At 65.3% G+C, this 12,905-nt stretch carries 9 protein-coding genes and 1 pseudogene; 8 read left to right on the forward strand and 2 right to left on the reverse strand.

Going from position 1 to position 12,905, the window contains the following annotated elements; all coding sequences use genetic code 11:
* Nucleotides 1-43 precede the first annotated feature (43 nt).
* Nucleotides 44-655, reverse strand: a complete 612-nt coding sequence (gene yihA, locus F791_RS0105420; RefSeq protein ID WP_012981457.1) for a ribosome biogenesis GTP-binding protein YihA/YsxC — start codon at nucleotides 653-655, stop codon at nucleotides 44-46.
* A 448-nt stretch (nucleotides 656-1,103) separates the two neighbouring features.
* Here yihA and F791_RS0105425 point away from each other — a divergent pair, with 448 nt between their 5' ends.
* From F791_RS0105425 to F791_RS0105460, 8 genes and pseudogenes are all read left to right on the forward strand, one after another.
* The gene (locus tag F791_RS0105425) at nucleotides 1,104-1,727 is read left to right on the forward strand and encodes a cytochrome c (protein WP_012981456.1); all 624 of its coding nucleotides are present in this window, start codon (nucleotides 1,104-1,106) and stop codon (nucleotides 1,725-1,727) included.
* 264 nt (nucleotides 1,728-1,991) lie between these two features.
* Nucleotides 1,992-4,050: pseudogene (locus tag F791_RS0105430) on the forward strand (cytochrome c biogenesis protein ResB).
* Between the two features lie 25 nt (nucleotides 4,051-4,075).
* Entirely contained in the window at nucleotides 4,076-5,248 is a 1,173-nt protein-coding gene (ccsB, locus tag F791_RS0105435; RefSeq protein ID WP_012981454.1) for a c-type cytochrome biogenesis protein CcsB, read from the forward strand.
* The gene (locus F791_RS0105440) at nucleotides 5,249-5,881 is read left to right on the forward strand and encodes a thiol:disulfide interchange protein DsbA/DsbL (RefSeq protein WP_018993377.1); all 633 of its coding nucleotides are present in this window, start codon (nucleotides 5,249-5,251) and stop codon (nucleotides 5,879-5,881) included.
* Between the two features lie 41 nt (nucleotides 5,882-5,922).
* On the forward strand, nucleotides 5,923-7,566 hold the full coding sequence (locus F791_RS0105445) for an acetolactate synthase large subunit (RefSeq protein WP_012981452.1): 1,644 nt from the start codon (nucleotides 5,923-5,925) through the stop codon (nucleotides 7,564-7,566).
* Between the two features lie 47 nt (nucleotides 7,567-7,613).
* Nucleotides 7,614-8,486: an endonuclease/exonuclease/phosphatase family protein gene (locus F791_RS0105450; RefSeq protein WP_012981451.1), complete on the forward strand. Its 873-nt coding sequence runs from the start codon at nucleotides 7,614-7,616 to the stop codon at nucleotides 8,484-8,486.
* Between the two features lie 81 nt (nucleotides 8,487-8,567).
* A complete protein-coding gene (locus F791_RS0105455; protein ID WP_018139780.1) occupies nucleotides 8,568-9,869 on the forward strand; it encodes a GGDEF domain-containing protein in 1,302 nt (433 codons plus the stop codon).
* Nucleotides 9,870-9,903: 34 nt separating this feature from the next.
* On the forward strand, nucleotides 9,904-10,788 hold the full coding sequence (locus F791_RS0105460; RefSeq protein ID WP_018993376.1) for a carbohydrate kinase: 885 nt from the start codon (nucleotides 9,904-9,906) through the stop codon (nucleotides 10,786-10,788).
* Nucleotides 10,789-10,846: 58 nt separating this feature from the next.
* Here the strand turns inward: F791_RS0105460 and asnB are convergent, their stop codons facing one another.
* Nucleotides 10,847-12,865, reverse strand: coding sequence for an asparagine synthase (glutamine-hydrolyzing) (asnB, locus tag F791_RS0105465; RefSeq protein ID WP_018139778.1), 2,019 nt, complete (start codon nucleotides 12,863-12,865; stop codon nucleotides 10,847-10,849).
* Nucleotides 12,866-12,905: the final 40 nt, after the last annotated feature.

The raw sequence follows: 12,905 nt of genomic DNA on the forward strand, positions 1-12,905 counted from the left end.
TTTTTGTCTGGGGTTCATGGTTCGCGCCCGGGGCGGGCCACGGTCAGTCTTCGACCGGCTGGAGCCACTCGGTCAACAGGCCGCGCAGGTCATCGACCCCCTGATTTTTCAATGAAGAAAAGGTCTGCAGGGTCGCCTCGATCCCCAAGCCTTCCAGCTCACGCTGGGTCGCGTGCAATTGCTTGTCGGCCGCCTGCCGCGAGAGCTTGTCGGCCTTGGTCAGCAGGCAGTGCAACTGGCAACGCTCCAGCGGCACCCACTCCAGCAGCTGACGGTCGAGCTCGGTCAGGGGACGACGGATGTCCATGATCAGCACCAGCCCTGCCAGGCACTCGCGCGACTGCAGGTAATCCCCCAGCAGCCGATCCCAATGCTGGCGCTGGCCGGCGGACACCTTCGCGTAACCATAGCCGGGCAGATCCACCAGCCGCCATGCCTCGTCCGGCGGCAGGGCGAACAGGTTGATTTCCTGGGTGCGCCCGGGCGTGCGGCCCACCCGGGCCAGGGCCTTGCGCCCGCACAGGGCATTCAGGGCGCTGGATTTGCCGGCATTCGAGCGCCCGGCGAAGGCAATCTCGATGCCGTCATCCTCCGGGAGCTGCTCGACCTGGGCCACGCCCTTGATAAAGGCGGTCTCGCGAAAACGGGGTTCCATGGGGCGGGGGACGTCCTTGGCCGAGTGCGGAGCTCGGAATATTTTTGAGCGCAATTTAGCATTGTGCTATAAACTGCGCCGCTCAAGGAAACACTGGTCAATGTACACCCTCGCGTTGGTACCCCAGGTTTTCCGAGACAAGGCGCGCCGTGCAGCGGGTAGTGGTTCTACCCGCAAGCGGCGCAACGCAGGATCGGGAAACTGGGGTACCAACCCCATAACCCATTACAATGCAGGGGCTCGGCCGCTTTTGCGCGCGAACGGCGTTGCGGCTCCCTTGTGCAGAGTGACTGCACGGCAGTCGCCGCGCCTTGTTCGCATGCAAAAGCGACTCGAGCGCGAGGGTGTACATTGACCAGTGTTTCCTTCATGTTGATCGCCCTGCCAAGGGGCACAAGGAACGCGGGTCCGACCCGGCACGCATTTACATGCAGGAGAATCTTCGATCATGAACCACAAGCTTTCCGCTCTCTTTGCTGCCCTGTCCGTCTCCCTGCTGCTCCCGCTGTCGGCGGCTCAGGCGGGCGATCCTCAGCGCGGCCAGGAAATCTCCCAGTCCTGCGCGGCCTGCCACCAGGCGGACGGCAACTCGACCAACCCGGAGTGGCCGAAGCTCGCGGGCCAGCACCCGAAGTACACCGTCAAGCAGCTGCGTGACTTCAAGGAAGGCGAGACCCGCTATGATTCGCTGATGGCGGGCGAAGTCGCGGATCTGGACGAGCAGGATATGCGCGACCTGGCGGCCTACTTCGCCGAGCAGTCCATCACCACCGAAACCGCCGACGAAGACGTCGTCGAACGCGGCGAGCGCATCTACCGTGGCGGCATCCCCTCCCAGAACGTCGCCGCCTGCATCGCATGCCACGGCCCGAATGGCCAGGGCAACCCGGAGGCGATGTTCCCGAAGGTTGCGGGGCAGCACGCCACCTACAGCGCGGACCAGCTTTACAAATTCCGTGACGGAGAGCGTTCCAACGACGCGGGTCGGATGATGCGCAATGTGGTTCAGCGCATGTCCGACGAAGACATCGAGGCCGTGTCACAGTACATGGCCGGGCTGTCGTCCGACTGATCGTGCCGGAGCGCCGTGCAGTCCGGGCGGCGAACCTCCCAGGGAAGGGGCGGCCATAGGCCGCCCCTTTTTTGCTGTCCGGGGCAGACAAATTTTCCGCCACCGGGAATGGAGCGGGGGCTCGGCACGTCAGACAGGTCGGATCAGAGAAACTGGCCCGCTCCAGTAACAGGGTTTGCACGAAACTTCCGTGCAGTTTGTCTAGGAAATTGAACCCCGACAGGGGTGCTTCGCATAGTCGCGAAGGTCAACGCAGGTTTCAGCATGTCGAATAACGAACAGGTGGCCGGGTCTGCTCCCGCGACCGGTGCCCGCAGCAAGTCCGCCCGCGCCCCGCGGCGCAGCCGCATCCTGGTCGAGTTCATGGGTTCCATGAGCCTGGCGATCACCCTGCTGGTGGCACTGGCCATCGCCTCCGTAATCGGTACAGTGCTCGTCCAGAACCAGCCCTATACCGACTACCTGATCGACTACGGTCCCTTCTGGCATGAGATCTTTGCCGGCATGGGGCTTTATCAGGTCTATTCCGCCACGTGGTTCCTGCTGATCGTCACCTTCCTGGTGGTCTCCACCTCGTTCTGCGTCTACCGTCAGAGCCCGGGCATCCTGAAGGACCTGCGGCGCTACAACCTGCAGGTGAAGGAAAAGTCCCTGCGCTCGTTCCACTCGAGCGCGACCGGGGAGCTGGACCAGTCGCAGCAAGAATTCATTGATCATGCCCGGCGTGTGCTGAAGGCCCAGGGCTTCAAGGCACGCGAGAAGGAATCCGAGGGCCAGACGGTGATCGCGGCCATGAAGGGCCGCTGGAACCGCCTCGGCTATCTGCTGACCCACGTCGGGATCGTGGTGATCTGCGTGGGCGCGCTGGCAGACGGCTCGACGCTGCTCAAGGCCAAAGAGTGGCTGGGCATCATCGAGATCGAGACCCGGGGCGTCCCGGTGTCCGAAGTACCGCGCTCGGCCTGGGTGCCGGTCTCCAATCCCTCGTTCCGCGGCATGGTCGAAATCCCGGAGGGCTCCTCCGCGGACGTGGTGTTCCTGCCGATGCGCGAGGGCTATTTCGTCCAGCAACTGCCGTTTCGTATCGAGCTGGAAGAGTTCCGAATCGAGCGCTTCTCGACCGGCGCGGAAAGCTCCTACGAGTCGGATCTCGTGATCCATGACCCCAACCGCGACGAGCCGCTGCGGCATACCATCTCGGTCAACCACCCGCTGATCTACAACGGGTACGCGATCTACCAGGCCAGCTTCGCCGATGGCGGCACCCGCCTCGATATCGAGGCGATCCCGCTCGGCGGCGAAGCCCTGCGCTCGCTGGAAGTCCCCGGGCGCGTATTCCAGGAGCAGGAAATCCCGACCCCGCAGGGTGACACGCGCATCATCGAGTTCATCGACTTCAAGGACCAGAATGTCGTACCGCTGCTGAATGAAGAAGGCCAGCGCGAGAACCGTCAGCTGGGCCCGAGCTTCGATTTCCGCCTGATGGATCGCACCGGGCACGGGCTTTACTACCGCAACTACATGCGGCCTGCACTGCAGGAAGGGGCGATGTACTTCCTCAGTGGCGTACGCGAGAGCCCGAGTGACGAGTTCGTGTACCTGTTCCTGCCGGCGGATGCCGATGACTCGCTGGACCGTTTCCGCACCTACCTGGCAATGCTGCACAACGCCGAGGTGCGCAACACCATCGCGCGCGAAGTCGCGGCCGACGATCCCTCCGGCACCGCGATCGCCCAGACGACCTCGGAGCTGATGCGCCTGTTCGCCGAGGGCGGATACGGCGCGGTGCACGCGGAGATTGACCGCCGCGTGCCGGAAGAACAGCGCGAGCAGGTCGGCCAGCTCCTGATGCGGGTGCTGCACGCCGGACTACAGGGCCTGTACATGGAGGTCCTGGAAGACGAGGGTGTGGTCTCGATCCAGGAAGAGGAGCAGCGCTGGCTGGAAGACGCTGTCTCCGCAATCAACGCGATCAGCCTCTACGAGTCACCGTTCTATTTCCACCTGAGCGACTTCGAGCACCGCGAGGCCTCCGGTCTCCAGATTGCGCGCGCCCCGGGGCAAAGCACGGTGTACACCGGCAGCGTGATGCTGATCATCGGGATTTTCCTGATGTTTTACGTGTCGTATCAGCGTCTGTGGATCATCGCCCGACGCCGTGAAGACGGCAGCGGGACGCAGGTGACCATGGCCGGAACCAGTAACCGGCACAAGGTAGAATTCGAGAACCGTTTCGCGCATCTTAAGCGTTGGATCATCGATCAGAAGCCGGCCAACGGCTCGGGCGATGGCCAGAAGTGAATCAACTAATAAGAACGACTAACCGGTAGCAGTCGGAGGAGCGATCCATGTCAGTACCCCATGAGGCCCTGGATTTTGAACGGCCCAGTATCTTCCGGCGCATCCGGCCGCTCGACTGGGCATACTTTGCGCTGGTGCTCGCCGTTGCGGTGATCGCTCACTGGCAGTATGGCCACCTGATGGATCGCTACGACACCGGCGGCCTGATCCTCGCCGCCGGCATGAGTGCCTGGTTGGGCTGGTTCTGGCGCCCCTGGCAGCTCTTTTCGATCATCGTCGCCGCGCTCTCGCTGTTCGGGGTCTGGTTGTACGGTGACGATCTGGCCCGGGGCAGCACCAACTTCTGGCTGAACTACATTGGCTCCGGCCAGGCCGGTGTGATGTGGATGAGCGTGATGCTCTACATGGCCACCGCGACCTACATCCTCGGCCTGTTCAGCAAATCCGACTTCCCGTCGCGCCTCGGGGCCGCTTTCGCCTGGATCGGCTCGGGCGCCGGCATGATGGCGCTGATGGTGCGCTGGCGCGAGATCTACCTGACCGACCCCAGCTGGGGCTACATCCCGGTGTCCAACCTCTACGAGGTATTCATCCTGCTGGCGGTAATGACCACGCTCATGTACCTGTACTACGAGCAGCGCACCGGTCAGCGCACCATGGGCGCCTTCGTGATGCTGGTGATCGCCGCCTCGGTGACTTTCCTGCTGTGGTACATGTGGGACCGCCAGGCGCACGAGATCGAACCGCTGGTGCCGGCCCTCAACTCCTGGTGGATGAAGATCCACGTACCGACCAACTTCGTCGGCTACGGCGGCTTTGCCATCGCGGCCATGCTGGGTGTGGCCTACCTGATCAAGCACCGTTTCGAGCGCACCCGGCCGGATGCCGCGATCACCCATCGGCTGCCCAGCAAGGATGCGCTGGACAGTGTGATGTACAAGGCCATCGCGATCGGTTTCGCCTTCTTCACCATCGCCACCGTACTGGGCGCGATGTGGGCGGCCGAGGCCTGGGGCGGCTACTGGACCTGGGATCCGAAGGAGACCTGGAGCCTGATTCTGTGGCTGACCTACGCGTCCTGGCTGCATATGCGCTTCACCAAGGGTTGGCGCGGCCCGGTCATGGCCTGGTGGGCCATCATCGGTCTGTTCGTGACCACCTTCACCTTCCTGGGCGTGAATATGTTCCTGTCCGGGCTGCATTCCTACGGAGAGCTGTAAATGAGGCGTCGTGATTTCCTGGGTGCCATGGGCGGTGCCGGATTGCTGCTGGCAACCGGCACCAGCCTGGCCCGCGAATACCGGGATGGTCAGAACTTCCGCACCATCCAGCCGCCGGTCGACACCGGCCTGGAGGATGGCAAGATCCAGGTGGTCGAGGTCTTCTGGTATGGCTGCCCGCACTGCTACTCGTTCGAGCCCTATGTGCAGGAGTGGCAGAAGGGGCTGGATGACGATGTCGAGTTCGTCTATCTGCCCGCGCCGATGAACGATGTCTGGGCCCTGCATGCGCGCGTCTTCTACACCGCACAGAAGCTGGAAGTGCTGAACGAGGTCCATCAACCGTTCTACGACGCCATCCATGACCAGGGTCGCGAGCTGCGCTCGGAAAGCGCCATCCTGCGCTTAATCAACCAGCGCGGCCTCGACGCCGACGAGTTCCGCGAGGTGATGCGCTCCGAGGAGATCCGCCGCAAGGTCACCGAGGCCGGCCAGGACGTTCAGGAGTACGGCGTCGAGGGTGTGCCTACCCTGGTCATCGACGGCGAGGCCGTGGTCTCGGCCAGCATGACGCGCAGCCACGAGGAGATGCTCGAAGTCGCCGATTTCCTGATCGAACGGGCCCGGGGCTGACCCCGCCCGTGTCCAGGGTCCAGCGTCGGGTGGCGTAACGCGTGAGCACAACCGTCACTACGGCCCAGCGACTGGTCGAATGCCTGGAACAGGAACAGGTCGAGCGCGTGTTCGGCCTGCCGGGCGAAGAGAACATGGCCGTTCTCGACGCCCTGGCCGATTCCCCCATCGAGTTCATCACTACGCGCCACGAGCAGGGCGCGGCCTTCATGGCCGACGTCCATGGTCGCCTGTCCGGCCGTGCCGGGGTCTGCCTGGCGACCCTTGGCCCGGGGGCGACCAACCTGATCACCGGTGTCGCCGATGCCAACATGGATCACGCCCCGCTGGTCGCGATCGCGGGCCAGGCCAGCACTCACCGGCTGCACAAGGAGTCGCACCAGGTCCTTGACCTGAAGGGCCTGTTCCAGCCGATCACCAAGTACAGCTCCAGCGTGGTCGAGCCCGAGATACTGCCGGAGGTTGTCCGCAAAGCCTTCAAGTGGGCCGAGGGCGGCAAGCCCGGCGCCAGCTTCATTGAACTTCCGGAAAACGTGGCCGCCCTGCCATGCCCCAACCCGCCACTCCCGGTCCATGCCGGACCCGAGGCGGTGCCGGCCGAGGCCTCCCTGGAGGCCGCGGCGAAGTTGCTCAACGAGGCCCAGCATCCGCTGATCCTGGCGGGCAACGGCGTCATCCGCTCGGGAGCCAGCGGAGCCCTTTCGCAGCTGGCCTCCGCGCTGAATATCCCGGTCGCGAACACCTTCATGGCCAAGGGCGTGTTGCCGTTCCGCCACCCGCTGGCCCTGGGCTCGGTGGGCCTGCAAAGCCAGGATTTCGTCAATTTCGGCTTTCACAAGGCCGACGTCATCGTCTGTATCGGCTACGACCTGGTGGAATATCCACCCAGGCTCTGGCACCCGACCGGCGACCGCACGCTGATCCACATCGACTCCGCCCCGGCCGAGGTCGATGGCCACTACAATGTCTCATCCGAGGTGATCGGCGACCTAAATACCTGCCTCGCCCGCCTCACGGATCTCGTGGACCCGCGCGAGGAGACCATCCTGCGCCCGCTGCGCCAGAACCTGATCGACGACATGAACGAGCATCGCGAGGACACCCAGTTCCCGCTGAAGCCGCAGAAGTTGATCTGGGACCTTCGCACCGCGGCCGAGCTCGACGCCGTGGTGATTACCGATGTCGGGGCGCACAAGCTCTGGATGGCGCGCATGTTCCGCTGCGAGCTCCCCAACACCTGCCTGATCTCGAACGGGTTCGCCAGCATGGGCATCGCGCTGCCGGGAGCGATCGCGGCGGCGGCGCTCTACCCCGAACGCCAGGTGATCGCGGTCACCGGAGACGCCGGCTTCCTGATGAATGTGCAGGAACTGGAAACGGCGGTGCGCCTGAACCAGAGCTTTGTCGTGCTGATCTGGAACGATAATGCGTACGGCCTGATCGAGTGGAAGCAGGTGCGCGAGTACGGGCGCAAGGCCTTCGTCGATTTCGGCAACCCGGATTTTGTCCAGCTGGCGCACTCGTTCGGCGCCAGCGGTGTGCGCATCGGCCCGGGCGACAGCCTGGAGGCCGCCCTGCGCGAAGCCCTCGCCACCCCCGGTGTCACCATCATCGACTGCCCGGTCGACTACAGCGAAAACCTGAAGCTGACGGAACGTTTGGGCGAGTTGGTCTGTCCATTCTAGGTAGTATCCGGGCGGACCTTCCGCCGTTCTCTGGGGAACAAAGCAGTATGACGGCCACGGCCAGCGGCAAGCATGCCGAACCCGTTCGCGCACAACCGGCCTCGCCGGAGGTACGCGGACTGACCTATCAGCACGACCAGGGCGCGCAGCGCCTGCGCCTGTTGAGTTTCAATGCCCAGGTGGGCATCCCCTCGTCGCGCCTGCACCACTATCTGACCAACTCCTGGAAGCACGTCCTTCCCTATAAGGGGCGGATCGGCAACCTGGATCGCGTGGCGCGTTTCATCTCCGACTTCGACATCGTCGGCGTCCAGGAGCTGGACGGTGGCAGCCTGCGCTCGAACTTCGTGGACCTGGCCTCCTATCTGTCGGAAAAGGCCCGCTTCCCGCATACCTACAATCGCATCAACCGCAATCTCGGCCAGTTCGCCAAACACTCGCTGGCCTTGTTTTCGCGGCTTGAGCCGGAACGGGTCGAGATGCACCGCCTGCCCGGGCCGCTGCCGGGGCGCGGGGCCATCGAGGCCCGTTACGCAATGGAAAATGGCGAGGAGCTGGTGCTGTTTCTGCTGCACCTGGCACTCGGCCGGCGCGCACGCCAGGCCCAGCTGGACTACGTCGCCGAACGGATCCAGTCGGAACGCCACGCCGTGGTGATGGGGGATCTCAACTGCCAGCAGGACAGCCTGGAGATCCGGCGTTTGGTCGCCCGTACCGGGCTGCTGGAGCCGATCAGCTGCCCGGCCACCTACCCCTCCTGGGATCCGCGCCTCGTGTTCGACCACATCCTGCTGACCCCGGACCTGCATGTCAGCGACATGCGCGTGTACAACGTGGCCCTGTCCGACCACCTCCCGGTCGGTATCGAGATCGAGCTGCCAGCCGCCCAGTCGCTGCACGGAACCCGCCACACCGCCTGAGTCCCATCGCTGGCGTCCGCGTCGCGGACGCGGTTAAATGATCCCGGCACGTCCAGACCCCACAGCCCTTTCGGGAGCCCCATGTCCGCCAGCGAGATGCGCAGGACCATCATCGACCTCGAGCGCCGCCTGGAGCGCGAGCAGGTCCAGCAGGATGCACTGAGGCGGGTGGCCCTGAGGGCACTGGCGGTGGTCAGCGCCCGCGTGCCGGCACTGGATGGCGCGGTTCAGGACCTGTCCCGCGCGGTGGAGTCCAGCCCGCCCGACTCTGCCTGGATGGATCGGCTGGGTGCACAGCTGGCCGACGCGGTCCGCAGCTCCGATCACCACGAGGACCTGGCCAGCGCTGTGCTCGAGGTCGTGCGCCGCGGACTGAACGGGTTCGATTTCCTGGACCCCGGCCTGGATGACCTGCATCGCGCGACCGAACGGCGCGACCGCTCGGAGATCGAACGAACGCTTTCTCAGCTCTTCCGGGTGCTGCACGACAAGTGCGAGCGCGCCATGCACGAGCGCGACGAGCTGTCGGACGTCGTGGGCGAGATCTGGCATCGCCTGGAAGACGTCGACTCGGCCCTGTCGGAAGACGAGAAACGCAGCGAACGTACACGCGCCTCGGTTGCCACCCTGCACGATGGCATCTCGGACAATGTCCGGGCCATGAAGGGCCGCATGGACGACCTGGAGGACATCGCCACCCTGCGCCAGGAAATCAGCCGGGGTCTGGATCGCGTGGTCGAACATGTGGCGGCCTTTCGCAATCAGCAGGAGAACGATCTGCTCGAGGCCCTGGAGCGCAACCGCCTGCTGCGAGCGAAGGGCCGTACGCTGGAGTCGCAGGTCAGTGCCCTGCGCAAGCGGCTGGATCAGGCGCGGGCGGAGGCCTACCGCGACAGCCTGACCGGGCTGCCCAATCGCACGGCTTTCGAGCGCTACCTTGATGGCCTGCGGGAGGACCTGGGGGCGGAGCAACCGGCCTGCCTGCTGGTCTGGGACATCGACCGCTTCAAGGCGATCAACGACGAATACGGCCACAGTGCCGGCGACAAGGTGCTGAAGGCCGTCGCAGAGATCCTGGCCGAGGGCGTGCGCAGCGAGGACTTCGTTGCGCGCTACGGGGGCGAGGAATTCGTGATGATCCTCACCTCCGACCCGGACACCTGCCAGCGCCGTGCCGATTCGATCCGCGAGGCCGTGGATCGCCTGATCGTACGGGCCGGCAAGACGCGGCTGCGCGTGACCATTTCGGCGGGCATGTGCCCGATCGCGGCCGGACAGTCCACCGCGGCCATCTTCGACGCCGCGGATCACGCCCTGCTACAGGCGAAGAAGCTCGGGCGCGATCGCGTGGAGCGGGCCGACCGCGAGCCACACCCTTCCTGATCCCCCGGGAGAATTTCCCTGATAGGAGGCCGTTGTGATTGCCGAGCCATCCCCCCAGCTGATCTTTGGCGAGGTCCTGTTCGATGTCTTTCCCGATGGACAGCGCGTCCTGGGCGGAGCGCCGTTCAATGTCGCCTGGAACCTGCATCAGCTCGGGGAGCCGGTCTGTTTCGTCGGCGGCATAGGCAACGACCCAGCGGGCGCCGCGGTGCAGGCCCGCATGGATGCGATCGGCATGGACGCCCGCGGGCTGTATCGGCACCCCGAAGCCCCGACCGGCGAAGTCCGGGTCGAACTCGCCCGCGGCGAGCCCAGCTACACCATCGTGCCGGACCAGGCCTACGACGACGTACCCGCAGCCTGGGCCGATGCGCTGCCCGCCTCCACGCCACTGCTCTACCACGGCACACTGGCCCTGCGCCGGGGGAATCACGACCTGCTGGCACGCCTGCGCGAACGCGCCGGGCACCGCTTCGTGGACGTGAACCTGCGCGACCCCTGGTATACGCGAGACACGACGCTGGACCTTATACGGGACGCCGACGTGGTGAAGCTGAACCAGGACGAGCTGGCCACCCTGGTCCCCGGGGCTGCGGACGACGAGGCGGAGACCGCCCTGCTCGAGCAGGCGGGCATCCGTCAGGCCCTGGTCGTCACCGCCGGGGCCGGCGGGGCGATCATTCGTACCGTCAACGGCGAGCGCTTTGCGGCCCCGGCCCCGCCGGTACCCGAGCTGCGCGATGCGGTCGGGGCCGGCGATGCCTTTGCCAGTGTCGTCCTGCTCGGCATGCGACAGGACTGGGGCTGGCCGACCACCCTCGAACGCGCGCTGGCGTTCGCGGCGGCGGTCTGCACCCTGCAGGGCGCCACCAGCGAAGACCCCGGCTTTTACCAGAACGCCCGCAACAGCTGGGATTGAGCACCGGACCACCCGGTCCCCTCTTGCGAGGCAGTTCCTGGCCGTCCGTAACCCGGGTTTACGGCCGCCAGCCGAACTCGTCGGCCTTCTGGCGAGCCAGCGCCGGGATGTCAGTGGCGACGAACTTCTCGTGCAGGACCTGCACCCCGATCATGTGGTTGATCACCGCGTCCAGCTGGACCTGGGTGGCCGCCGGGGTGGTCTCGTCCTCGTGGATCTCGAACACGCGGCGCACGCCTTCCGGGTCCAGCAGACCCGCCTCGGCCACCTTCTCCGGCGACAGGTAGCGGTCGGCCAGGGCCTTCATCGCTGCCCACTTGACCGGGTCGGTGTGCGCCGGCGGGGCCATGAACGCGAACTTCTCGCGCTCGTAGAGCACCTTCGGGAGCAGGCCCTTCATCGATTCGCGCAGCACGTACTTCTCGGTGCGGCCCTTGATGCGCAGGGTCGGCGGCAGGTGGGCGCAGAACTCGGCCAGGTGGTGGTCGAGAAACGGCGGGCGCGCCTCCATGGAGTTGGCCATGTCCATGCGGTCGCCACCCCAGGTCAGGATCTGGCCCTCCAGCATGGTCTTGATCCAGACGTACTGGGCCTTGTCCAGCGGATGCCGGCCATCCAGCATGTCGTCGTCCAGGGCGTTGGCGATCGCCTTGCCGGGCTGGTAGTCCTGCATGCGTTCGCGGCGCTCCGGCGCCAGCAGGCCGGGCACGTGCTCGGCTGCCGCCAGCCAGGGCTGCAGACAGGACGGCGTAAAGCCCATCATCTTCGTGAACTCGGGGTCGTCGACCTCGTCCTCGGCCAGCATCGCGCCGGAGAACAGCTCGTTGGACTCGTTCAGCATCTGCTGCCAGGCGGCGCGGTCAGCCTCCGGCAGGGTGTCCAGGCCGTGCAGGAACATGTCGCGGCGGAAGGCCGGGTAGCCACCGAACAGCTCGTCCGAGCCCTCGCCGGTCACCACCACCTTGTAGCCCGCCTCGTTCACGTGCCGGCTCATCAACAGCTTGGCCACCCCCAGCGTGTTGTAGATGGTGCGCTCGGCGTGCCACAGGGCCTCTTCGAAGTTGTCGTAGAGGTGATCCGCATTCAGCTTCAGGATGTCCTGGTCGGCGCCGACGCTCTCGGCCATCTCGCGGGCAATCGCCGTTTCGTCGTAGTCGTCGTTGTCGAAGCCGATGGTGAAGGCCTTGACCGGCGACTGCTGGCTGGCCGAGGCCAGGCCCAGGGTGATGCAGGAGTCGATCCCGCCGGAGAGGTAGCAGGCGACCGGCACGTCGGCCTCCAGGCGCAGCTGGACGGCCTCCATCAACTGTTCCCGCACGCCCTCGATCCAGTAGTTCTCGTCGGCATCCTCCTCCGGCGGGCGCTCGGAGGCCAGCGGGAAGTCCATGTCCCAGTACTTCTCCTGGCGCACCTTCAGCTTGCCGTGGGCCCGTTCGACGATGACCATGTGGCCGGGCTTCACTTGGTGGATGCCCTCGAACGCAGTGGTGCCCGGGACCATGGTCTGCATCAGCTGGTGGTACAGGCCGTCATCGGCAAACTGGCGCGGGACGTCGGGATTGGCGAACAGCACCTTCAGCTCGGAGCCGAACACGAAGCTGCCATTGGCCTCGGTGAAATACAGCGGCTTGATGCCGAAGCGGTCGCGGATCAGCACCAGGCGATCATGCTCGCGGTCATACAGCGAGATCGCGAACTCGCCGCGGAAGTGCTTGATCGCATCCTCCAGCCCCTCGCGCCGGTACAGGTGCATGACCATCTCGGAGTCGCTCTTGGTGCGGAACTGCACGCCGCGCGAGGTCAGGTCGGTACGGATGCGCTTGTAGTCGTACAGCTCGCCGTTGACCGCGGTCATGATCGATCCGTCGGTCATACAGAACGGCTGGCGGCCGCGGTTTTCGTCCAGGTCGATGATCGACAGGCGGGCATGGGAGAAGCCCACGCCGCGGTCGTCCAGCGTCTTGTAGCCGAAGCCGTCGGGGCCGCGGTGATACTGGATCGCGGCCATGTTGACCAGGGTCTGCGGGTCCACCTTGCGGTTGGGGTCGGCGTGAAAGATTCCGGCGATGCCACACATGGCATGTCTCCTTGGTTCGATTCCGTGGGTGCGAGCGGGG

The sequence above is a fragment of the Thioalkalivibrio sp. ALRh genome (assembly GCF_000381425.1).
Lineage (GTDB): Bacteria > Pseudomonadota > Gammaproteobacteria > Ectothiorhodospirales > Ectothiorhodospiraceae > Thioalkalivibrio.